Origin of the sequence: Achromobacter xylosoxidans, assembly GCF_014490035.1 — a bacterium.
GTDB lineage: Bacteria > Pseudomonadota > Gammaproteobacteria > Burkholderiales > Burkholderiaceae_B > Achromobacter > Achromobacter bronchisepticus_A.
Window position 1 is genome coordinate 3,015,803 of record NZ_CP061008.1, and the last position, 23,075, is coordinate 3,038,877.

A 23,075-nucleotide genomic window follows, 5' to 3' on the forward strand; every position below is an offset into this window, starting at 1 on the left:
AGACCCGCATGACCATTGCCGCCCCGGCCGCAGCCGCCCCATTGAACGACATCGTGGCGCTGCCCGCGCACGCGCTGTCCGAGGCGATCCGCAAGCGTCAGGTGTCTTGCCGCGAGGTCATGGCGGCCTATCTGGCGCACATCGACCGGGTCAATCCCAAGCTCAACGCCATCGTTGCGCGGCGCGACAGCGACGAACTGCTGCGCGAAGCCGATGAGCGCGACGCCCAACTGGCCGCGGGACAGTGGCTGGGCTGGCTGCATGGCATGCCGCAGGCGCCCAAGGACCTGACCGCGGTGCGCGGCATGGTCACGTCCATGGGCTCGCTGGTCTACAAGGATCAGGTCACGGCGCATGACTCCATCATCATCGAACGCATGCGCGCGTCCGGCGCCATCTTCATCGGCCGCAGCAACGTGCCGGAGTTCGGCTTGGGCTCGCACACCTATAACCAGGTGTATGGCGCCACCGGCAACCCCTACGATCCTTCCCGGACAGCGGGCGGCAGCAGCGGCGGGGCGGCGGCTGCGCTGGCGGCGCGCATGTTGCCGGTGGCGGACGGCAGCGATTTCGGCGGCTCGTTGCGCAATCCCGCGGCGTTCTGCAACGTCTACGGCATGCGTCCGTCCGCCGGCCGGGTGCCTTACGGGCCATCGACCGAGGTGTTCCTCAAGCAGCTCGCGTTTGAGGGGCCGATGGGCCGCACGCCGCGCGACGTGGCCATGCTGCTGTCCGTGATGGCCGGCCCCGATCGCCGCGTGCCGTTGTCCCTGACCGGCGACCCGGCGCAGTTCGCCCAGCCGCTGGACGCCGACCTGCGCGGCAAGCGCGTGGGCTGGCTGGGCGACTGGAATGGCTATCTGCCGATGGAGGCGGGCATTCTGGAACTGTGCGAGCAGGCGCTGGCCGACCTGGCGCAGACCGGCTGCGTAGCGGTCGACTACCGGGTGCCATTCGCCGGCGAGCGCCTCTGGCGCATCTGGCTGGCCCACCGCCACCTGATGGTGGGCGGACAACTGCACCCCCTGGTCCAGAATCCCGAAACCCGCAAGCTGGTGAAGCCCGCCGTGGTCTGGGAGGTCGAAGGGCTGGAAGGCATGACGGCGCGGCAGGTTTACCAGGCCACGGAAGAGCGTAGCGCCTGGTATCAGACCGTGCTGCGCATGTTCGAGGACGTGGATTATCTGGCGGTGCCGTCGGCCCAGGTGTTCCCCTTCGACGCGGCGCTGGACTGGCCCAAGGAGATCGCCGGGCGTCCCATGGACACTTATCACCGCTGGATGGAGACCGTTACGCCCTGGACGCTGGCGGGCTGCCCGGTGATCAGCGTGCCGGTGGGATTCAACGCCGCCGGGCTGCCCATGGGCATGCAGCTTATCGGGCCGCCGCAGGCCGACCTGGCCGTGCTGCAGCTTGCGCACGCCTACGGGCAGGCGCGCGACTGGGTGCAATCCCGCCCGCCCGCGACGCTCTGGAGCGGCGCCGCCTGAAAACGGGTCCGGTACGCATTGTTGCGGGAAAAGACAAGCCCTTGTAAGAGGGCTTTGCTTTTTTCCGACGCAAAGCGCCATATTTCCGGCAATTTCCGCGTTTTACGTGGCTGTCGGCGTTTGCCTTTGCAATAATTGTCGACCAACTCACAACATCCCGTAATAAATGGACAGCCTTGTGTCCCTGGTTTTGTTCCAGAATATTTCGGTCCAATCGACGAGTTGATTTTGCATAGAGGTCTCCCGGCATGAAGAATCTGACACTACGCCAGCGCATCCTGGCCAGCTTCCTGGCGATTCTGGCCATCATGGCGTTGATGGTGGTGATGGATTACCGGCGCCTGCTGGTCATCGAGTCCGAAGTCGAGCTGATCAATAACGATGCCGTGCCCGGCATCTACTACAGCACCTCGATCCGCGCCTCCTGGTTCGCCGGTTTCGTGCTGGTCCAGGATGCCTTCAACATGGAGACGGAGCAGGAACGCAGCAGCATCCTGGCGGGTCTGCCCGAAACCGACAAGCTGCTGGCGGAACACACTGAACAGTACCGCCGCACCATCGCGCGCGACGATGACCGGCAGATGTTCGAGGAGTTCGAGAAAGAACTGCAGGAGTACAGGCGCATTCGCGCCAACATTCTTGCACCCGCCACGCTGGCGGACCCGGCGCGGGCGCAGGGGCTGATCAAGGCCGAACTGCGGCCGGCGTTCTACAAGGGCCGCGACATCCTCGCCAGGATGGTGCTGGAAAACAAGAAACAGGCCGATGAAGCGGCCGTCGCCATCAAGCAATCGGTGAGCAGCGCCGAAACTCGCATGCTGCTGTCGCTGGGCCTGGCGATCGTGGCCGCCATCATCTGCGGCATCCTGCTGATGCGCGCCATCGCCAATCCCATGCGCGCCATCGTCAAGACGCTGGAGGCCACCGGCGGCGGCGATTTGACGCGGCGCCTGACGCTGGCGCGCAAGGACGAATTCAACGCCATCGAAACCGGCTTCAACGGCATGGTGGACGAGCTGACCGGGCTGGTCGGCAAGACGCAGCGCTCCGCGGTGCAGGTGGCCACTTCCGTTACCGAGATCGCGGCCACCTCCAAGCAGCAGCAGGCGACGGCTTCCGAAGTCGCCGCCACCACCACCGAGATCGGCGTGACCTCGCGCGAAATTTCCGCGACCTCGCGCGAGCTGGTCCGCACCATGGCCGAAGTCTCCGGCGCCGCCGAGCAGACCGCGGCGCTGGCGGGCAGCGGCCAGGTGGGCCTGGCGCGCATGGAAGACACCATGCGCAACGTGGTCGGCGCGGCCGGTTCGGTCAACGCCAAGCTGGCGATCCTGAACGAGAAAGCCGGCAATATCACACAAGTGGTTACTACCATCACGAAAGTGGCGGACCAGACCAACCTGCTGTCGCTAAACGCGGCGATCGAGGCCGAGAAGGCGGGCGAATACGGCCGCGGCTTCGTGGTGGTGGCGACCGAGATCCGCCGGCTGGCGGACCAGACCGCCGTCGCTACCTACGACATCGAGCAGATGGTGCGCGAGATCCAGTCCTCGGTGTCGGCCGGCGTCATGGGCATGGACAAGTTCTCCGAGGAAGTGCGGCGCGGCATGGCCGACATGCAACAGGTGGGCGACCAGCTGTCGCAGATCATCCAGCAGGTGCAGACGCTGGCGCCGCGCGTGCAGATGGTCAACGAAGGCATGCAGGCGCAGGCCACCGGCGCCGAACAGATCAACCAGGCCTTGCAGCAGCTGAGCGACGCCGCCCAGCAGACCGTGGAATCGCTGCGCCAGTCCACGCTGGCGATCGAGGAACTGACGCTGGTCGCCAACGACCTGCGCAGCGGCGTTTCGCGCTTCAAGGTGTGATGGTTGCCATGGCGCAGCACGCTCCCTCTGCCGCGGCCGGACGCCGGCTGTACCTGCTGTTCCGCATCGGCGGCGACCGCTATGCGCTGGACGCAAGAGACATTGCCGAGGTGCTGGGCCTGCGCCAGTTCAAGCAGGTGCCGGGCGCGCCCGCGTGGGTGGCCGGCGTGATGGACCGCCGCGGCGTGGCAGTGCCCGTCATCGACATGAGCGCGCTGGCGGGGGGCGGAGCGGCCGCCGCCGTGACCAGCACCCGGCTGGCCCTGGTGCGCTATCAGGCGCAGGCAGGCGGGCCGGAGCATCTGCTGGGACTGATCCTGGAGCAGGCGACCGAAACCGTGCACTACGATCCCGCCGCGTTCCAGTCCGGCGGCCTGGACAATCCGCAGGCGCGCTATCTGGGCGCGGTGCTCGGCGATGCCGGCGGCATGGTGCAGGCCGTCAACGTGGACGACCTGCTGCCCGCCCCGGTGCGGGCGCTGCTGTTTCCCGCCCATGCCGATGCCGCTGGCGCGGCGCGCGAGGCGCGGCCATGATGCTGATCGACGAGTTCAGCGCCTTGCTCAAGCGGCGCATGGGCCTGGATAGCGGCTCCATCGGCAAGGCCGCCGTGGAGCGCGCGGTGCGGCGCAGAATGGGCATGGCCGGCATTGCCGACGAACAGGACTATCTGTGGCAGGTGCAGGCTGCGCCCGCCGAGATGCAGCAGCTGATCGAAGCGGTCATCGTGCCGGAGACCTGGTTTTTTCGTTATCCCGAATCGCAGACGGCCATGGCCGCGCTGGCGCGGGCGCGCCTGTACGCCGCGGGCGCCGAAGGCCGTGTGCTGCGCGTGCTGAGCGTGCCCTGTTCCAGCGGCGAGGAGCCTTACTCCATTGCCATGGCGCTGCTGGACGCCGGCGTGCCCGCCGAACGCTTCCAGATCGACGCCTTCGACATCAGCGTGCGCATGGTCGAGTTCGCGCGGCGCGGCCTGTACGGCCGCAATTCGTTCCGCGGCGATGACCTGGGCTATCGCGACCGTTATTTTTCCGAGACCGCCGACGGCCACCAACTGGCCGCGCAGGTGGCGGCGCAGGTGCGGTTTCAGGCGGGCAACCTGTTCGATCCCGATCTGCTGGCCGGGGTGGCGCCTTATGACTTCGTGTTCTGCCGCAACCTGCTCATCTACTTCGACGCGGCGACGCAGGCCCGCGCGGTGCAGGTGCTGCGCAGCTTCACGCGCGAGGATGGCGTGCTTTTCGTCGGCCCGGCCGAAACCACCTTGCTGACGGGCCGCAGGCTGCCCGCGGTGCCGATGGCGCGTTCGTTCGCCTTTCTGGCCAAGCCGCTGCCGCCGCTCGCGGAGCCTGCCGCGCCGGTGGCTGCGCGGCCCATCGTGCACAGCTGGACGCCGCCCAGGAGGCCGTTGGCCCAGGCGCCGGAGCCAGGCCTGCCCTTGGCGCATGCGCCCATGCCGGCGATACCCGCGGCGCCCGTGGCCGCCTCGGCCGCGTTGCCCGACGCGCAGGCCTCCTTGCGCCATATAGCGACCCTGGCCGACCAGGGCCGGGTGCAGGACGCGATGACGCAGTGCCTGGCGCACATAGGCGCCCACGGCGCGAGCGCCGAGGCCCTGTATCTGCAAGGCCTGCTGCAGGACGCGGCAGGCGATGCGCGCCAGGCGCAAGCGGCCTACCGCAAGGCGCTCTACCTGGATCCGACCCATCGCGAAGCCCTGCTGCACCTGGCCGCGCTGGTGGCGTCGGACGGCGATCACGAAGCGGCCAGCCGCCTGCAGGCGCGCGCGGCGCGCGGGGAGGCGCGACGTGGATGAAATGATGCACGCGCTGTCCGACGTGGACGACTGCTGGAACCGCATCGGCATCCGCGGCGACAAGAGTTGCGCGCAATTGGCCGAGCACGTGCACTGCCGCAACTGTCCGGTCTATGCGGCGGCGGCCAAGCGCATACTTGACCGTCTGCCGCCGCAAATGGAAGAGCAGGGCGCCGAAGCGGCCCCGCAGGAGCGGGGCAGGCTGTCTTCGCTGCTGGTGTTCCGCGTGCACCGCGAATGGCTGGGACTGCCGACCCGCGCGCTGGACGAAGTCGCCGGCAGCCGCGGCATCCTGAGCCTGCCGCACCGCCGTGACCCGGCGATGCTGGGGGTGACCAACGTGCGCGGCTCCCTTACCGTGTGCGTATCGCTGGCGCGCCTGCTGGGCCTGGAGGCCGCGGTCGAGGACGCGCGCGAGCGGCCCGCCACGGCGCGCATGCTGATCCTGGGCGGCGCGGGCCGCGCGGTGGTCGTGCCGGTGGATGAGGTCGAAGGCATGCATGCCGTGGACCTGGACGGGCTGGAGCCCCTGCCCGCGACCGTGGAGGGCGCAAGCCTCAAGTACTCGCGCGGCATGGCCCGCTGCGGCGGACGCGCGGTGGGCGTGTTGGACGAGACCTTGCTGATGCAAGCTTTGGAACGGAGCCTGGCGTGAATCCGGAACAGATGCGCGACGCCTCGCTTCTGGAATTGTTCCAGCTGGAGACCCGCACCCAGGTGCAGGTGCTGAACAAGGGCCTGCTGGCGCTGGAACACGATCCCACGTCCGCGCCGCAGCTGGAAGCCTGCATGCGCGCGGCGCATTCGCTCAAGGGCGCGGCCCGCATCGTCGATCTGCATCCGGCGGTGCGCATCGCGCACGCCATGGAGGATTGCCTGGTCGAGGCGCGCGAAGGCCGGCTGCGGCTGCAGGCCGCGGACATCGACGCCCTGTTGATGGGCGCGGACCTGTTGCAGCGCGTGGCCACCCCGGGCGCGGAGCTGGGCAGCGAGATCGACGAACTGGTGGCGCGGCTGAGCAATGCGCCGCATGCGCTGCCGGCAGCGCCGGCTGCCGCGCCGCTCCCCAAGCCCGCGGATTTCCTGCCGCCGATTCCGGTCCTGGATGAGCCGCCCGCCACCGCGCTGCAACGGCGCAGCTCGGACGCGGGATTGGGCGAAGGCGAACGCGTGCTGCGCGTGACGGCCGACACCCTCAACAAATTGCTGGGCCTGTCCAGCGAAACCCTGGTGGAGTCGCACTGGATCGCGCCCTTCGGCGCGTCCATGCTGCGTCTGAAGCGCATGCAGGCGGGCGCGGTCCAGGCGCTGGACGGCGTGCGCGCGGCCCTGGCTGGCCAGGCGCTGGACGCGCAGGCGCAAGCCGCGCTGGACGATGCCTTGCGCATCGTCCAGCAATGCCAGCAGGAGCTGTCGCAGCGGACCAGCGAGGTCGACGAATTCGGCTGGCGCATGGGCCACCTGGCCCAGCGTCTGTACGACACCGCGTTGGCCTGCCGCATGCGGCCGTTCGGCGACGGGGTGGGCGGCATGGCGCGCATGGTCCGCGATGTAGGCCGCGCGCTGGGCAAGCAGGTGCGGCTGGAGATCGAAGGCGAATCCACCCAGGTGGATCGCGACATCCTGGAAAAGCTGGATGCGCCGCTGATGCACCTGCTGCGCAACGCAGTGGACCACGGCATCGAGATGCCGCAGGACCGGCTGGCCGCGGGCAAGCCGGCCGAAGGCCGGATCAGGCTGTCGGCGCGCCATGCGGCCGGCATGCTGCTGATCGAACTGAGCGACGACGGCGCCGGCATTTCCTTGGACCGGCTGCGCGTGGAAGTGGTGCAGCGCAAGCTGGCCAGCGCGGAAACCGCGGCCAGGCTGACCGAGGCCGAGCTGCTGGAGTTCCTGTTCCTGTCGGGTTTCAGCACGCGCGGCGAAGTCACGGAGATCTCGGGGCGCGGCGTGGGGCTGGACGTGGTGCAGACCATGGTGCGCCAGTTGCGCGGCGCGGTGCGCATCCAGCAAGTGACGGGGCAGGGCACCCGTTTCATGCTGGAGATGCCCTTGTCGCTGTCGGTGGTGCGCAGCCTGCTGGTCGAGGTGCAGGAAGAGATCTACGCTTTCCCGCTGGCCTACGTCAACCACGCGCTGCAAGTGCGCGCCGAAGACATCGAACAGCTCGAAGGGCATCAGCATTTCCGTTTCATGGACCGCCAGATCGGGCTGGTTTCCGCGCGCCAGATCCTGCGCACGGGCGGCGCCGCGCCGGCCGCCGAAACGGTGTGCGTGGTGCTGGTGGGCGACCACGACCGGCTTTACGGCGTGGCCGTGGACCGCTACGTGGGCGAACGCACGCTGGTGGTGCAGCCCCTGGACCCGCGCCTGGGCAAGGTGCAGGACGTGATGGCGGGCGCCCTGATGGACGACGGTACGCCGCTATTGATCCTGGACGTGGAAGACATGCTGGTGTCGGTGCAGAAGCTGGTGGAAGGCGGACAGCTGAGCCGGGTGGACGGCGCGGGCGCGGCCGAACAGGCGCGGCGGCGCAAGCGCGTGCTGGTGGTGGACGACTCGCTCACGGTGCGGGAGCTGGAACGCAAGCTGCTGCTGAACCGCGGCTTCGACGTGGCCGTGGCCGTGGACGGCATGGACGGCTGGAACATGTTGCGCAGCGAGGCATTCGACCTGGTGGTGACCGACGTGGACATGCCGCGCATGGACGGCATCGAACTGGTGTCGCGCATCAAGGCCGATCCCAAGCTGCAGGGCCTGCCGGTGATGGTGGTGTCGTACAAGGACAGGGAAGAAGACAGGAGGCGCGGGCTGGACGCCGGCGCCGACTATTATCTGGCCAAGGGCAGCTTCCATGACGACGCGCTGCTCGACGCGGTGGAAGACCTGATCGGAAAGGCGCGCACGTGAGAGTCGGAATCGTCAACGACATGCCGATGGCAGTGGAAGTGCTGCGGCGCGCGATCGCGCTGGAGCCGGGGCTGGACCTCGCCTGGGTCGCGACCAACGGCCAGGAGGCCGTGGACCTGTGCGCCCGCGACCGGCCGGACGTGGTGCTGATGGACCTCATCATGCCCATCATGGACGGCGTCGAAGCCACGCGCCGCATCATGGCCGAAACGCCCTGCGCGATCGTGGTGGTGACCGCCGACGTGGCGCGCCATACCTCGCGCGTGTTCGACGCCATGGGTCACGGGGCGCTGGACGCGGCGGACACGCCAGTGATCGGCAGCGGCGACATGCGCATGGCGGCGGCGCCGCTGCTGCGCAAGATCCGCAACGTGGGTTGGCTGATCGGCCGCTACGGCAAGCGGCCCGCGCTGACGCCGGTCGCACGGCCCATGCAGCTGGCGGACGCCAAGCGGCTCCTGGTCATTGGCGCGTCGGCTGGCGGCCCGCCGGCGCTGGCGCAACTGCTGAAGGGAATCCCGCCGGAGTTCCCCGCCGGCATCGTGCTGGTACAGCACGTGGACGCCTCGTTTGCCGCGGGCATGGCGGACTGGCTCAATGAACAGGCGCCGCTGCCCGTCAGGCTGGTGCGCGAGGGCGAATGGCCCGAGCCCGGCCAGATACTGCTGGCTGGCACGGGCGATCACCTGCACATGCTGGCCGACGGTACGCTGCGTTACACCGAAACCCCCAAGGAAAGCCTGTACAGGCCTTCCATCGACGTTTTTTTCCATAGCGTGGCGCAGCACTGGCGCGGCCTGGCCGTCGGCGTGCTGCTGACGGGCATGGGCCAGGACGGCGCGCGCGGGCTGAAGGCGCTGCGCGAGCGCGGCTACCTGACGATTGCGCAGGACCAGGCCAGCAGCGCCGTCTACGGCATGCCCAAGGCCGCGGCCGCCATGCAGGCGGCCGTGGAAATCCGCCCATTGGACCAAATCGCTCCCCGCGTGATCCAGGCCTTTGCCTGAGCCCGCGGACCACGACAGCATTCAAGGACTCACTATGCAACCTCCCATTGACAGCTCGGCTTCGGCGAACCTGAATTCGCATGCGGCCATGGTGTTGCTCGTCGACGACCAGGTGATGGTCGGCGAGGCCATCAGACGGGCCCTGGCCACGGAGGGCAACATCGACTTCCACTATTGCTCGGACCCGGAAAAAGCGCTGACCGTGGCGATCCAGACCCGGCCCACCGTCATCCTGCAGGACCTGGTGCTGCCGGGCGTGGACGGACTGAGCCTGGTACAGGAGTACCGTGGCCATCCGGTGACGCGCGACATCCCCATCATCGTGTTGTCCACCAAGGAAGATCCGGCGATCAAGAGCGCGGCCTTTGCCGCCGGCGCCAACGACTACCTGGTCAAGCTGCCCGACTCCATTGAACTGGTGGCGCGCATCCGCTATCACTCGCGCTCGTATCTGGCGCTGGTGCAGCGCGACGAGGCCTACCAGGCCTTGCGCCAGAGCCAGCAGCAACTGCTGGAAAGCAATATGGAGCTGCGCCGGCTGACCAATTCCGACGGCCTGACGGGCCTGGGCAACCGCCGTTATTTCGACGAGTACCTGAATGCGGAATGGCAGCGCGCGCGCCGCGACGGCCGCGAAATCAGCATGCTCATGATCGACGTGGACCACTTCAAGGCCTACAACGACACCTATGGCCACATCGCTGGCGACGAGGCGCTCAAGCGGGTGGCCAACACCATCTTCGCCAGTTGCGACCGGTCCACCGACCTGGCGGCGCGATTCGGCGGCGAAGAGTTCGCGCTGGTGCTGCCGGGCACGCCGGCCGGCAGCGCGCGGCTGGCCGCCGAGAAGCTGCGCCGCGCCGTGGAGGCCATGCAGATTCCGCAGAAGGACACGGGTGATGGCCCCTGGCTGACGGTCAGCATAGGCACGGCCACGGCGGTGCCTCAGGGCGACCAGCCTTGCACCGACCTGATCCAGGTGGCCGACCGCGGCCTCTATCAAGCCAAGCGGCAGGGCCGCAACCGCGTCGTTCCCGGCGTGATGTAGGGGCGCGGCCGCGGGCAGGCTGCGCCAGCCATCTTCCGCGGGATCTCATGATTTTCCAAGCGATTGCGCCAAGTCGATGTAACCCGGCAGCGTCTTTCATGAAATCCTGGTGAAGAGAAATATTGTTTCTCACTGTCCCTGCCGGACGATGCAGGTGGAAGGGCCTCTGCGGCCGGCCACCGTCATTCTTCCATGCAGTCCGGGGCCGGCAGCGCTATCGTTTCCGCATGCGTGACGCGTCTGCCCGGCGGCCCGGCCGGGCATCCGGAAACCAGACAGAGAGGCACAGCATGAGTTACTCCAGCTACCACAAGAAGGACATTTTCGGCCGCCCGCTGCATGCCGAAACCCAGATGATGTCCTACGGCTTCGACCCCTTCCTGTCGGAGGGCGCGGTCAAGCCGCCGGTGTTCCTGACGTCCACCTTCGCGTTCCGCTCGGCCGAGGACGGCGCGGCGTTCTTCGACCTGGTTTCAGGCCGCAAGCCCTTGCCGCAGGGCGAGTCGGCGGGGCTGGTGTACAGCCGCTTCAACCATCCCAATCTGGAAATCGTCGAAGACCGCCTGGCGCTGCTGGATGGCTCGGAAGATGCCGCGGTGACTTCCAGCGGCATGTCGGCGATCAGCGCGGTGTTCCTGGCCTTTCTGCGGCCGGGCGATCAATTGGTGCAGTCCGTGCCGCTGTATGGCGGCACCGAGACCTTGATCTCCAAGATCTTCCCGGAGTGGGGCATAGGCTCGCATGCGGTCGAAGACGGCCTGTCGGCCAAGAGCATGCGCACCGCGCTGGAGGCTGCGGCGGCCCAGGGGCCGGTGCGCCTGTTTTTTGTCGAAACGCCCGCCAATCCGACCAATGCGCTGATCGATTTCGAAGCCATGAAGAATGAGCTGGACGCCTTCGAAACCCGGCACGGCTATCGTCCCGTGTCGGTGTGCGACAACACGCTGCTGGGCCCGATCTTCCAGAAGCCGGCCGAGCATGGCGTGGATCTGTGCGTGTATTCGCTGACCAAGTACGTGGGCGGCCACAGCGACCTGGTTGCGGGGGCCGTCACCGGCAGCAAGGCGCTGATCAAGAAGGTGCGCGCCATCCGCAGCGCCTTCGGTTCGCAGCTGGACCCGCATTCCTGCTGGATGATCACGCGCTCGATGGAAACCGTGGTGCTGCGCATGAAGCAGGCCGCGCGCACGGCGACCAAGGTGGCCCAATGGCTGTCCGGCAATCCACATGAAAAAGTGCAGATCTTCCATCCGGAAATGATTGCCGACCGGGCCTACCAGGACGTCTACAAGCGCCAGTGCACCGGGCCCGGCTCGACCTTCGCCTTCGTGCTGGAGGGCGGGCGCGCCAAGGCCTTTCGCTTCATCAATGCGCTGCACCTCTTCAAGTCGGCCGTCAGCCTGGGCGGCACCGAATCGCTGATCTGCCATCCGGCGTCCACCACGCATTCAGGCGTCCCGGCGGCCGAGCGCGAGGCGGCCGGCGTGTCCGAGGGGCTGGTGCGTGTGTCGATCGGACTGGAGCACGAGGAAGACCTGATCGCGGACATGGACCACGCCTTCCGCAACTGCTGAGCCGGGGCCGGCATGGCCGGCCGGTTTCAGGCCGCCATGCGCCGCCGGTTGAACAGCACGAATCCCGCCGTGACCAGCAGCATCAGCGCCGCGGTGGCGATGACCGCGGCATAGCCGGTGTCGAAGGCGGTCTTGGCCAGGCGCGTCAAGGCCATGCCCAGGTCCGACGACAGTCCGTCCGCCACGATCAGGGCCTGGTCCAGGCTGTCGCGCGCCAGGTCGGACTGGGGCAGGCCCGCCGGCACGGCCAGCGTGTGCGCATAGACCCCGGACAGGATCGATCCCATCAGGGTGACGCCCAGCGCGCCGCCCAGTTCGTACGAGACCTCTTCGATCGAGGCCGCCATGCCGGCGCGCTCCGGGGTGGCGCTCTGCATGATGGTGCTGGACGCCGCCGTCATGGTGGCGCCTATGCCCGCGCCCAGCACGCACAGGCTGACCATCTGCGGCAGCAGCGCCGCGTCATAGCTCAGCAGATAGCCGGTCATGCCCAGGCCGGAGACCAGCAGCGACAGGAACAGCATGGTGGCGCTGTTGACGCGGCCCAGCAGCCAGCCCGCCAGCGGACCCGCAATGAAAGCGGCCAGCGACAGAGGCAGGATGAAGAGCGCGGTTTCGAGCGGCGACATGCCCATGACCAGCTGCAGCCGCTGGCTGAACACCAGCTCCATGCCCAGCAGCGCGGCGGCGGCGAACAGCGCGGCCGCCACCGCCGAACTGAAGCTGAGGTTGCGGAAGATGGCGAAGTCGATCAGCGGATAGGGCCGCGCGCGCTGGCGCCGCACGAATACGGCGAGCATGGCCGCGCCCGCCGCGCAGGCCACGCCGGCATCGCGCCAGGAAGGGGCGGTCTTGCCCAGTTCCTTCAGCGCGTAGGCGCACAGGATCAGGCCGGCCATGACCTGCAGCGAGCCCAGCAGATCCCAGGGGCGCGAGGCGTCCGGACGGCTGGCCGGGATCAGGCGCCAGGCCAGCGGCAGCGCCAGCAGCACGATGGGCACGTTGATGAGGAACACGGACCCCCACCAGAAATGCTCAAGCAGCACGCCGCCCACCACCGGACCGACCGCGGCGCCGCCCGAGGCCACCGAGGCCCAGACGCCGATGGCGATGGCGCGTTCGCGCTCGTCGGCGAAGGTCAGGCGCAGGATGGACAGCGTGGCCGGCATCATCATGGCGGCGCCCACGGCCAGCAGCGCGCGCGCCGCGATCAGGGTGGCCGCGCCGGGCGAGTAGGCCGCGCACAGGGACGCCGCGCCGAACACGATCAGCCCCGCCATGAACAGGCGCTTGTGACCGAGGCGGTCGCCCAGCGTACCCATGCCCAGCAGCAGGCCGGACACGACCAGCGCGTAGATGTTCACGATCCACAGCTTTTCCGACGCATTGACGTTCAGCTCATGCGTGAGCCGGGGCAGGGCGGTATAGAGGACGGTCATGTCGACCACGATCAACAGCAAGGCGCTGGACACGATGGCCAGCACCAGCCAGCGGCCGGGCGCGGCCGTGGCGACAGCGTTCGGTTCAGTCCGCTGCATGGTTCTACTCCTGAAACTGAAACGCCTGCCGCGCCGAGGATACGGGCGGGGCCGGGATGGCCGGGTTCCAGAGCGCGCCATTATCCATCTTCCATTTGCCATAAAAAAGTTGGAAACCATCTATAAAATGGATGGATAAAGGAGGGCTGGGATATGCAATGGACACTGGACCAGCTGCGGCATTTCGTCGCCGCGGCGGAATCGGGATCGTTCTCGGCGGCCGCGCGGCGCCTGGGCAAGGCGCAATCTGCGGTCAGCACCTCGGTGGGCCTGCTGGAAACGGATCTGGGCGTGGAGCTGTTCGACCGGTCGCGGCGCAACGCCACGCTGACGGCTACCGGGGAAGTCATGCTGCAGGAGGCCCAGGAGCTGCTGCGGCAAGCGGGCGCCTTGGAGCAGCGCGCCTTGTCGTTTGCCGCCGGGCGCGAAGCGCGCCTGGGCCTTGCGCTGGACGAAGGCCTGCCTTATCTGGTGGCCGACCAGTTGCTGAAGGAACTGGCCGAACGCTATCCGGCGCTGGAGCTGACCCAGCTCAACGGCACCGCGACGGAGGTCGCCGAATACGTGGAGCAGGGCCGCGCCAGCCTGGCCTTCCAGTTCGATCGCGGCGATCCCGGCAGCGCCTTCGCCCACCGCCATCTGGGCAACGTGGCGCAAGGCATCTTCGTGGCCCAGGGCCATCCGCTGGCCGCGTTGCCCGAGGTCGGGCGCAACGATCTGGCGCGGCACAGGCAGTTGCTCATGCAGATGGACGGCGTAGACCAGGTGGTGCTGAGCCCCTCGGTCTGGCGGGCCGACAGCAGCTACAACATCGCGGCCATGGCGGCCAATGGCGTGGGCTGGGCCATCCTGCCGCTGAATATCGGCGAATACGAGGGCTTCAGCAACGCGCTGGTCAGCGTGCGTTGCGCGGACCTGTTCCTGCCCATGCTGTCCGTGCGCACGCTGTGGCTGAGGGGCGGCAGCCTGAGCGAGACGGAACTCTGGCTGCAGCAGCGCATGGGCCAGCTATTGGCGGGGACGCAGGCGCAGCCGTAGCACGGCCGGCCCGGCTTCAACTGAGCAGCGCGCTGACCAGATCGCCGCCGCTGCGGCCGCCGTTCTTGAAATCCAGCGCCGTCTGCACGTGTTCCAGATGCGCATCCATCAGCGCGCAGGCGCGGTCGGCATCGCCCGCGCGGGCGGCCTCGATGAAGGCGTGATGTTCCTGCGACGAGCAACTGGCATCGTGCGAGCTTTGGTACAGCACGGTGATGACGGCGCTGCGTGCCGAGAGTTCGCGCAGCATCCCCGTGAGCACGGAATTTCCTACGGCCTCGGCCAGCAGGATGTGGAAATGCCCAAGCAACCGGTTGCGTTCCTGCACGTCGCCGCCTTCCAGCGCGCGGCGCTCCGCGGCCAGGTGCGCGTCGATGCGGCGGTAGTCCGCCGCCGTTGCCCGCGCCACGAACTCGCGCGCGAGCGCCGCTTCCAGGATGCGCCGTACGGCATAGACCTCGCGCGCCTCGTTCGCGTCCGGCTTGCTCACGAAGGCGCCCTTGTCCGGCACGATGTTGATCAGCTTGTCCTTGGACAGCATCAGCAGCGCGGCGCGGATCTTGGTCCGGCTGACCTGATACACCCCCGCCAGCGCCTCTTCGCGCAGCCGTGTGCCCGGCGGCAGCTTGTGCGCGACGATGGCCGCCGAGATTTCCTTGGCGATATCGTCGGCGCTGGGGTCGGGGCGGACTTCCTGGGACATGTTGGGGCAGGAGAGGGACAGGGCCGGTCAGTCTAGCAAATGGGCAGGCCCGGCGGTGACGGGGCCTGCCGGACCGGGCCTAGCGCGCCGCCGCCAGCGCGCCCATCGCCTGCCGCATGAACGACAGGGTGGCGTCATCGGTCCAGGTGCCGGCGGTGAGTTCGGGTTCGTTCATCAGCGCCTGGCGGAATTTCGCCTGGGTGGCGGGGTCGTTGCCGGCATAGCTGCGGAACAGGTCCAGCCAGCGCCGGGCCAGCGCCAGCGCCGTGGCCGAGTCCGGCGCCGCGCCCGCGTCGAGCGCGTCGCGCACGTCGGCCATCAGCTCGGGCCATTCGCCGATGCGATCGCCGTAATGCTCACGCATGTAGCGCGCCTCGTCCGCGGTGAGGTACTTCTCGTAGATCCGCAGCTTGCTTTCCGAGAAGGCCTGCAGCACGTAGTCGCGCAAGGCCGGCGAGACGCCCATGTGCGCCTGCATCGCGGGCTCCCGTTCGTGCATCCGGTTCAGCTTGACCAGCAGGCGCGGGTCGCGATTGGTGTCGCGCAGCAGCAAGGTCATCCAGCGCAACGCCAATTCGCGCGGTCGCGCCTCTTCGGGTGCGGCGCCGGCATCGATCTGCGCCTGCACCTCCTTGATCAGCGCGAGCCAGTCCGCGTCGCCATCCTGGCTGCTGCGGTACATGGGCAGGCGGGCCAGTTCATCGGGGGAAAAATACTTGTCGTACATGGTCATGAGTTCCAGAGTGGTGAGCCAATCGGCCAGCTCCGGCTCCTTGCCTTGCGCCAACTGGCCCTGCAGCTGGGCGAGACGCTCGCGCAGCCGGGAGGCTTGCTGGATCTGGCGGTCGAGCATCGCGATCTGCCTGGCGATGATTTCGTCCATGGGAGTGTCGGGCTGGTCCAGATAAGCGCCGATTTCAGCCAGCGGCAATCCGAAGCGGCGCAGCGCCTGGATCTGATGCAGCCGGGCAATGTCGTCGCGGCCATACAGCCGATAGCCGTTGTCGGCGCGCGCCGAAGGCGTGAGCAGCCCGATCGCGTGATAGTGGTGCAGCGTGCGGACGGTCAGTCCGCTGCGCTTGGCCAGTTCTCCTACTTTCAGTTGCACGGCATTCCTCCTGTTGATGGCGCGGAACGAACTCTGGGACATGACGTTGCGTGAGGGTCAAGCCTGTTGGCGGCTCCTGGCGGACCCGGCCAGCAGCGCGACCGCCGCAATCGCCAGGGGAATGAATGACACCCACAGCACCGTGGCCCAGTCGTACGCGGCCAGCAGGCCGCCCGATGCGAAGGAGCCGACCGCCATGGTGCCGAAGATGATGAAGTCATTGAGCGACTGCACCCGGGTCCTTTCCTCGGGCCGATGGCATTCCAGCACCAGCGCCGACGCGCCCACGAAGCCGAAGTTCCAGCCCAGGCCCAGCAGGATCAACGTGACCCAGAAATGCGCCACGTCGATCCCCGTGAGGCCGATGGCCGCGGACAGGCCGGTGAGCGCCAGGCCCGCCGTGACGATGCGTCCGGCGCCGAAACGCGTGATGAGGCGTCCGGTGAAGAAGCTGGGGCCGTACATGGCGATGACGTGCCATTGCAGGCCCAGGTTGGCGCTTTCCTGCGAATGGCCGCAAAGATGCATGGCCAGCGGCGCGGCGGTCATCAGGAAATTCATCAGCAAGTAGGAGACGGCGCCGCAGACCACGGCCGTGATGAAGCGCGGTTGGCGCGCGATCAAGCCCAGCGGCCGTCCGCCCGCGACTTCGGCCGCGCTGGGCATGGGCAGGTGCACGCCCAGCAGGACCAGGGCCGAGATCGCCGCGACCGCGGCCTGCACAAGATAGGTTGCCGCGAACATGTGGACCGGCCACAGGTACATCGTATATGTGACCAGTTGCGGGCCGACCACGCCGGCCAGCACGCCGCCGCCCATCACGAAGGACAGGGCGCGGGCGCGCCGGGCGGGAGACACGCCGTCGGCCGCCGCGAAGCGGAACGACAGCACGACGGCGGCGTACGCGCCGCCGAAGAAGGTACCCAGGCAGAACAGCCAGAACGAGCTCAGCACGATGGCGGCGGCGGCCAGCAGACCCACGAGCACGCCGCAGGCCGTGCCGGCGAGAAAGGCGGCACGGCGGCCGTAACGCCGGGCGATGGCGCCCATGGGCAGGATGCAGGCGGCCATGCCGACCACGAAGAGGGAAATGGGCAGGGTCGCCAGCGCCTTGTCCGGCGCCAGCATGTCGCCGACGATGGCGCCGGTGGCGTAGACCACGACGGCGTTGGCGCCTGCCAGCGCCTGGGCGATCGTCAGCCGGGCGATGTTGCCGCGCTGCGCCTGGGGCGAGAGTTCAGCGCTGGGCGCGGCCGATGGCGCCGGGGTTGATGCGGACAAGTGGGTCTCCTCGAGGATTGCGGTTTTAGTTGCTATGGGTAGCGGTTTGCCATGTGCGGCGTCGTTCCCGCGCGGCGTCCATGGTCAGGACCACGCGGAACTTCGCTTCGCCGGACTTCAGGCGCAGCAAGGCGTCGGCTGCGCGTTCCAGGGGTAGAGTCTCGACCATGGGCAGCGCCTCTGCAAGTACGCTGAAGTTCAGCGCTTTTTCAGTTTCCCAGGGCGTGCCGGTCATGGACCCGGCAACGGTCCGCTCGCCGCCCACCAGAAAGCCCGGAGGCACCGCCAGCGGGACGCGGCCCACGCCCAGCAACATCGTGCGGCCTTGCGGAGCCAGTCCGCGCATGGCCTCGGACACGGCCTGCGTGTCGGTGATGGTGGCGATCAGCGCTTGTGCGCCGCCCATGCCGAGGAGCCGTTGCGCGGCGTCTTCCCCGTTGCTGTCGATGTAGACATGGGCGCCCAGGCGCAAGGCGTCAGCGGCTATGTCGCAGCCCCGGCCGATGGCTACAACCTTCATGCCCATGCGGCGGGCGTATTGCAGCGCCATGTGGCCCAGGCCGCCTATGCCCAGCACGGCGACGAGATCGCCGGCCTGCGCCCCGCATTTCCTGAGCGCGTTGAAGGTGGCGATGCCGGCGCAGAGTATCGGGGCGGCTTGTATGGCGTCGAGCTCGTCGGGTATGGCAACCAGTCCGGTCGTCCGGGCCAGCATCAGTTCGGCATAGCCGCCGTCCTGGGTGACGCCGACTACCGGTTGATTCGTGCACAGATTGAAGAGGCCTTGGCGGCATTGCGCGCAGGTACTGCAATGACCGCCCAGGCGTCCCACGCCGACGCGTTGGCCGATGTTCCAGTGGGCGTCGACGCCCGCGCCGAGCGCGGCGACGCGCCCGACGGCTTCGTGGCCGGGGATGCGCGGCCGTTGCAGCGCCGGATTGTCGATATCGGCCGCGTCGGCGCCACAGACGCCGCAAGCTTCGATACGCAGCAGTACTTCTCCGGGGCCGGGTTCGGGCGTGGGCAATTCAACGAATTCGAGCCGGCCGGGCGCGGTGGTCCGAATGGCGCGATAGGTGGAAGGGACGCGCGTCATCGGGCGGGGACTCCGGGCGGGACCGCGTTGGGGGCGGGTGCAGCGCGGTCCAGCAGCCGCTTCACGCCGGCGTCCGCGGCATCGATGGCGCCAGCCAGATAGCCGGGGAATGCGGCGGACCATTCGCTGGCTATCCCGGCCAGGCGGCCCGCCCATACGCCAGTCTCGGCCGCAACCGCGGGTGCGGCCGGGTGCGCGCCGCCATCCATGCAGTCCGCCGCCGTGAAGGTGTCGGGGTCTTGCGACCAGTCCTTGTAGAACTCCCGCTCGGGCTTGAGCGCCTGGGGGCCGAACAGCCGGGCGAGCTGCGCGCGGCTGTGGGCCATCAGCACGTCCTGGCCGACGGAACGGCGCGCCGCCGCGGGCACGTCTACGAATCCGAACAGGGCAGGACCTTGCGGGGTGCTGGCGTCGTGGACCTCGGCCAGAGGCCCCCGGCTGCTGCGGGCCGCGCCAGACATGCCTTGCTCGCGCCAGAATGCCGAGCCGTAGACGGCGAGGTACTTCGCATGGGGAGCCATCCAGGTCGGCGTGCCGCGCCATTGCGTTGCCAGCGCGCTCGGCAGCGGAGGGTCGAAATCGATACGGGATTGCGCCAGGCGCGGAGGCACGGCCAGCAGCACTCGCGAGGCCTGAAAGACGCTGGGCCGTCCCTCGCTGTCCCGCGCGTGCACTTCGATGGCGGGGCCGGTCTCACGCAGCCGGGTCACGGTCTGGCCCAGCTTGATGCGCGCCGGATCCAGGCGTGCGCGCAGGGCATCGATCAGGCCGCTCATGCCGGCCGCCAGCCGCATGGACGCCGGATGGCTGGGGTAGCCATGCATGCGCACCGGCGTTCCTGAACGCTCGACCATCATGGAACCCGCTTCGTGTTGCGGGATGATAGACAAGCCGAAATCGCGGACGATGGCGCCAAGCCCGGGCTGGATCGCAGGCCAGAACCACGTGGGGCCCAGATCGTAGGAACCTGCGCCCAGGATGCGGCCGCCGGGCCTGTCGCGCGCTTCCAGCAGCATATGGCTGCCGGCGCCATGCCGTTGCAGCAGCAGGGACGCGTACAGGCCGGAGAGTCCCCCTCCGACGATGACGGTGTCCACTTGTGTCGTCATGGCTGGCTCCCGCCGTTCGGGTCCGGCAGATGGCCGGTCTTCAGATAGACGGTAGCGCCCTGGGCGCCAGCGGCGAGCGCGGCGTGCGCGCCACGGGCAAGGCGCAGCCAGCTGCCTTGCGGGTAAGAGGCTTGTCCATCGGCAATTGATCCGGCCAGCACCAGTATTTCCGCATCCGCGGCCGCGGTCCGTGGCAGCGGTGCGTGGGCGGGCAGGCGCCGCAGGCAAGTCTGCTCATAGGACGCGGAGTAAAGCGGGCAGGTTTCGCCGCCGCGCTCGCGCGTCCAGGCAGCGGGATCGCGCGTGTCGATGCGCATGATGGATTGTTCATCCGCGGGCATCTGCCGCAATTTGACGAAGATGGTGGCGCCGTTCCTGCTGGAAGGGGCATGGGCGGAACCGGGCGGATTGCGCAGATACCAGCCTGCCGGATAGTCGCCGCTGGCGTCGGAGAAAGTGCCGGACAACACCAGTATTTCTTCGCCGCCGGGATGGGGGTGCGGTGGAAAACGGCTGTCCGGCGCGTAGCGCACGATGCTGGTGGCGCGCGCCTGTTCGCCGCCCACGCGGTCCAGCATCATGCGTTCCACGCCGTGCTGCGGCGACGGCATCCATTGGTACTGCTCCGGCGTAACGATGACGTTGCGTGAGAAATCGGCGTTGATAAGCATGATATTGGTAGAAAAGCTATTTCAGGATGACGTCTGGCCCTTGGCTGCCATGTGCTGAAAAGGCTAGAGATAGAGCGTATTCTTGGCCAATCGGCAGCAGCAGACAAACCAGATAAACTACCTCTAATAGAAAGAAAAACTTTATCGCCATGAAGTCTCTTGCGCACCTCAACGCGCTGCGCGCCTTCGAGGCCAGCGCGCGCCATCAAAGCTTTTCGGCAGCCGCGGCCGAGCTGCACGTGACGCCTGCCGCGGTGGGCCAGCTCGTGCGCGCGCTGGAGCAATGGCTGGGCGCGCCGCTGTTCCATCGCGGCGCCAGCGGCAAGGCGCGGCTGGTCCCGACGGCGGCGGCTGAACGCGCGTTGCCGGAGATACAGGCGGGGCTCGGCAAGCTGGCACTCGGCCTGGAGCGCTTGAAGGAAGGTTCCTTGAGCGGCATGCTCACCGTGGCCGTGAGTCCGGCGTTCGCCGCCAAGTGGCTGCTGCCCCGGATCGAGCGCTTCCAGCACGCCTGGCCCGATACCGACGTGCGCCTGGACACCAACCTCAAGCCGGTGGATTTCGCGGCCCAGCAGATCGATATCGGTGTGCGCTATGGCGCTGGCGTCTGGCCCGGCCTGGCGGCGGAAAAGCTGATGGACGAAGAGGTCTACCCGGTCTGCTCCCCGGAACTGCTGCGTCGGCGCAAGGCGGTGAAGCGTCCGGCCGAGCTGGCGGGCGAGACCTTGATCCATGATCTGTCGATGGACGCGCAGACGGGATTTCCGACCTGGGCCATGTGGCTGGAGAAAGTCGGCGTGCAAGGCGTATCCACGGCCCGAGGCATGAAGATCAACAATTCCGCCGCGGTGCTGCAGGCGGCTATCGATGGCCATGGCGTGGCGCTGGCCCGCAGCGTGATGGCGCATGATGATCTCGCCGCCGGCCGCCTGGTGCGCCTGTTTCCGCAGTTGGCGGTTCCCTCCGCGTTGGCCTACTACGTTGTTTATCGGCCGCAGGAGCGGGAGCTGCCCCGATTGGCCGCCTTCCGCGACTGGCTGTTCGACGAGGCCGCTGCCTGTCGGTAGCCGGGTTCGGAGTCCGGCCGACCTTGCGTGACACCCGCCGCGCTTACTTCGCGGCGCGGGTGAATCTCTTCACCATGAATTCCACGAAGGTCGTGAGCTTGGGCAGGGCCTTGCGGTCCTTGGGATAGAGCAGCGTGATCGGCCGGGCCACGGGCCAGGCCGATTCAAGGATCGGGACCAGTCGGCCCGCGCGCACGTCTTCGGCCAGCAGCAGCTCCGGCTGCAGCACGATGCCGAATCCGGCCAGCGCCGCCTGCCTGAGCGCCTGGCCGTTGTTCGACACGAAGCGGCCCGCAGGGTAGGCCGCGCCGCCATTCTCCGCGTTCAGGCGCCAGCCAGTGCGGCGGTTCCAGTAGGAGAAGTCCAGGCATTGATGGCGCGCCAGGTCGCTTGCCGTTTCGGGCGTGCCGTGGCGTTCCAGATAGGCTGGCGCCGCGCAGATGATCATCTGGTAGCGCCCGATCTTGCGCGCGACCAGGCTGGAATCGGCGGGTTCGCCGATGCGCACCGCCAGGTCGTAGCGCGAGGCCACCACGTCTTCGACGGCGTCGCTCAAGGCCAGGTCCACGCTGACGTCGGGGTACTCGGACAGGTAGTCGGCGATGGCGGGGGCCAGCGCGAACGACCCGAAGGTCACGGTGGAGGTGATGCGCAGATGGCCGCGCGGCGCCGCGCGCATGGCTTCGGCGCCTTGTTCGGCATCGCGGATGTCCGACAGGATCACCTTGCAGCGGGCGAAGTAGGCCTGGCCCGCTTCCGTCAGGCTCTGGCGGCGCGTGGTGCGGTTCATCAGCCTCAGGCCCAGCCGCGCTTCCAGGCCCTTGATGTGCTTGGCCGCCATGGCGGGCGACATCTCGTGGCGGGCCGCCGCCGCGGTCAGGCTGCCCAGCTCAACGACCGCCACAAAGACTTCCATGCTGAGCAAGCGGTCCATGGATTACGCACCCTGAGTGTGAAGTGAACCCACCATTCTAGGATTTTTCCAGGATGCGTCCTTGGCCAGAATGCGTACAAGCGCTGGCGATATCGCGGGCGCACCCCACAACATACGAATCGGAGTTCCCATGAAAATCATCCTGATCGGCGCCACCGGCACCATCGGCCGCGCGGTCGCCCAAGAGCTGGGCCAGCGCCACGACATCATTGCCGTCGGCAAGACGCGCGGCGAGCATCAGGTCGACGTGACCCGGAGCGACAGCATCCGCGCCCTGTTCGAGCGCGTGGGGAAGGTGGACGCCATCGTCTCCACCACCGGCAGCCTGCACTTCGGACCGCTGGCCGAAATGACGGCGGAGCAGTTCAAGATCGGCCTGCACGACAAGCTGCTGGGGCAGGTGGATCTGGCGCTGATCGGCCAGCATTACGTCAACGAAGGCGGTTCCATCACGCTCACCAGCGGCATCCTGACCGATGAACCGATCCGCTACGGCGCCAATGCGTCCGCGGTGAATGCCGCCATCGACGGTTTCGTGCGCGGCGCCGCCGTGGAACTGCGGGGCGTGCGCATCAATTCGGTCAGCCCCACGGTCCTGACGGAATCGCTGGATGCCTACGGGCCGTACTTCCAGGGCTTCGAATCCGCGCCGGCCAGCCGCGTCGCGCTGGCCTACAGCCGCAGCGTGGAGGGTGCGCAGACGGGGCGAGTGTTCCGGGTGTGGTGATTTCCTGGGAGTTCCTGGCGCGGTAGCGGCATGCCGCTACCCAGGGACCCCGCCAAAAGAAAGCCCGCAGCGGATGGACCGCTGCGGGCT

General features: G+C 68.0%; 20 protein-coding genes. 12 read left to right on the forward strand and 8 right to left on the reverse strand.

Annotated elements, in window-relative coordinates; genetic code table 11:
* Positions 1 to 8: 8 nt before the first annotated feature.
* From IAG39_RS14125 to IAG39_RS14165, 9 genes are all read left to right on the forward strand, one after another.
* Entirely contained in the window at positions 9 to 1,490 is a 1,482-nt protein-coding gene (locus IAG39_RS14125) for an amidase (protein ID WP_118933289.1), read from the forward strand.
* 248 nt (positions 1,491 to 1,738) lie between these two features.
* Positions 1,739 to 3,358 (forward strand): methyl-accepting chemotaxis protein, encoded by a 1,620-nt coding sequence (locus IAG39_RS14130; RefSeq protein ID WP_059373124.1) that lies wholly within the window; start codon positions 1,739 to 1,741, stop codon positions 3,356 to 3,358.
* Positions 3,358 to 3,894 (forward strand): chemotaxis protein CheW, encoded by a 537-nt coding sequence (locus IAG39_RS14135; RefSeq protein WP_118933288.1) that lies wholly within the window; start codon positions 3,358 to 3,360, stop codon positions 3,892 to 3,894. Before IAG39_RS14130 ends, IAG39_RS14135 begins: the two co-directional genes overlap by 1 nt.
* Entirely contained in the window at positions 3,891 to 5,174 is a 1,284-nt protein-coding gene (locus IAG39_RS14140; RefSeq protein ID WP_118933287.1) for a CheR family methyltransferase, read from the forward strand. The genes IAG39_RS14135 and IAG39_RS14140 overlap by 4 nt, the downstream gene beginning before the upstream one ends.
* Before the next feature lies 1 nt (position 5,175).
* Positions 5,176 to 5,829: a chemotaxis protein CheW gene (locus IAG39_RS14145; protein WP_223283417.1), complete on the forward strand. Its 654-nt coding sequence runs from the start codon at positions 5,176 to 5,178 to the stop codon at positions 5,827 to 5,829.
* The gene (locus IAG39_RS14150; RefSeq protein WP_118933286.1) at positions 5,826 to 8,084 is read left to right on the forward strand and encodes a hybrid sensor histidine kinase/response regulator; all 2,259 of its coding nucleotides are present in this window, start codon (positions 5,826 to 5,828) and stop codon (positions 8,082 to 8,084) included. Before IAG39_RS14145 ends, IAG39_RS14150 begins: the two co-directional genes overlap by 4 nt.
* Positions 8,081 to 9,091, forward strand: coding sequence for a chemotaxis response regulator protein-glutamate methylesterase (locus IAG39_RS14155; RefSeq protein ID WP_059373119.1), 1,011 nt, complete (start codon positions 8,081 to 8,083; stop codon positions 9,089 to 9,091). Before IAG39_RS14150 ends, IAG39_RS14155 begins: the two co-directional genes overlap by 4 nt.
* A 34-nt stretch (positions 9,092 to 9,125) precedes the next feature.
* Positions 9,126 to 10,139, forward strand: a complete 1,014-nt coding sequence (locus IAG39_RS14160) for a PleD family two-component system response regulator (protein WP_059373117.1) — start codon at positions 9,126 to 9,128, stop codon at positions 10,137 to 10,139.
* Between the two features lie 290 nt (positions 10,140 to 10,429).
* A complete protein-coding gene (locus IAG39_RS14165) occupies positions 10,430 to 11,713 on the forward strand; it encodes a cystathionine gamma-synthase family protein (protein WP_059373115.1) in 1,284 nt (427 codons plus the stop codon).
* A gap of 26 nt (positions 11,714 to 11,739) precedes the next feature.
* On the opposite strand, the gene IAG39_RS14170 is transcribed toward IAG39_RS14165, so the two are convergent.
* Complete coding sequence (locus IAG39_RS14170) at positions 11,740 to 13,251, reverse strand: MFS transporter (protein ID WP_118933285.1); 1,512 nt, start codon at positions 13,249 to 13,251, stop codon at positions 11,740 to 11,742.
* Between the two features lie 153 nt (positions 13,252 to 13,404).
* Here IAG39_RS14170 and IAG39_RS14175 point away from each other — a divergent pair, with 153 nt between their 5' ends.
* Positions 13,405 to 14,289: a LysR family transcriptional regulator gene (locus IAG39_RS14175; RefSeq protein ID WP_059373111.1), complete on the forward strand. Its 885-nt coding sequence runs from the start codon at positions 13,405 to 13,407 to the stop codon at positions 14,287 to 14,289.
* 16 nt (positions 14,290 to 14,305) lie between these two features.
* Here the strand turns inward: IAG39_RS14175 and IAG39_RS14180 are convergent, their stop codons facing one another.
* The 6 genes from IAG39_RS14180 to IAG39_RS14205 all read right to left on the reverse strand — a co-directional run bounded on the left by IAG39_RS14180 (position 14,306) and on the right by IAG39_RS14205 (position 20,257).
* On the reverse strand, positions 14,306 to 14,992 hold the full coding sequence (locus tag IAG39_RS14180; RefSeq protein WP_059373109.1) for a GntR family transcriptional regulator: 687 nt from the start codon (positions 14,990 to 14,992) through the stop codon (positions 14,306 to 14,308).
* A 79-nt stretch (positions 14,993 to 15,071) separates the two neighbouring features.
* Positions 15,072 to 16,100, reverse strand: a complete 1,029-nt coding sequence (locus IAG39_RS14185; RefSeq protein ID WP_059373637.1) for a MerR family transcriptional regulator — start codon at positions 16,098 to 16,100, stop codon at positions 15,072 to 15,074.
* Positions 16,101 to 16,157: 57 nt separating this feature from the next.
* A complete protein-coding gene (locus tag IAG39_RS14190; protein WP_118933284.1) occupies positions 16,158 to 17,381 on the reverse strand; it encodes an MFS transporter in 1,224 nt (407 codons plus the stop codon).
* A gap of 25 nt (positions 17,382 to 17,406) precedes the next feature.
* On the reverse strand, positions 17,407 to 18,477 hold the full coding sequence (locus IAG39_RS14195) for an alcohol dehydrogenase catalytic domain-containing protein (protein WP_118933283.1): 1,071 nt from the start codon (positions 18,475 to 18,477) through the stop codon (positions 17,407 to 17,409).
* A complete protein-coding gene (locus tag IAG39_RS14200; protein ID WP_118933282.1) occupies positions 18,474 to 19,586 on the reverse strand; it encodes a flavin monoamine oxidase family protein in 1,113 nt (370 codons plus the stop codon). Before IAG39_RS14200 ends, IAG39_RS14195 begins: the two co-directional genes overlap by 4 nt.
* Positions 19,583 to 20,257 (reverse strand): cupin domain-containing protein, encoded by a 675-nt coding sequence (locus tag IAG39_RS14205; RefSeq protein WP_118933281.1) that lies wholly within the window; start codon positions 20,255 to 20,257, stop codon positions 19,583 to 19,585. The genes IAG39_RS14200 and IAG39_RS14205 overlap by 4 nt, the downstream gene beginning before the upstream one ends.
* A 149-nt stretch (positions 20,258 to 20,406) precedes the next feature.
* On the opposite strand from IAG39_RS14205, the gene gcvA reads away from it, so the two are divergent.
* Entirely contained in the window at positions 20,407 to 21,324 is a 918-nt protein-coding gene (gcvA, locus tag IAG39_RS14210; RefSeq protein WP_059373100.1) for a transcriptional regulator GcvA, read from the forward strand.
* A gap of 43 nt (positions 21,325 to 21,367) precedes the next feature.
* Here gcvA and IAG39_RS14215 read toward each other — a convergent pair whose 3' ends face one another.
* On the reverse strand, positions 21,368 to 22,258 hold the full coding sequence (locus tag IAG39_RS14215) for a LysR family transcriptional regulator (RefSeq protein ID WP_118933280.1): 891 nt from the start codon (positions 22,256 to 22,258) through the stop codon (positions 21,368 to 21,370).
* A 130-nt stretch (positions 22,259 to 22,388) separates the two neighbouring features.
* On the opposite strand from IAG39_RS14215, the gene IAG39_RS14220 reads away from it, so the two are divergent.
* Complete coding sequence (locus IAG39_RS14220; RefSeq protein ID WP_059373096.1) at positions 22,389 to 22,985, forward strand: short chain dehydrogenase; 597 nt, start codon at positions 22,389 to 22,391, stop codon at positions 22,983 to 22,985.
* Positions 22,986 to 23,075: the final 90 nt, after the last annotated feature.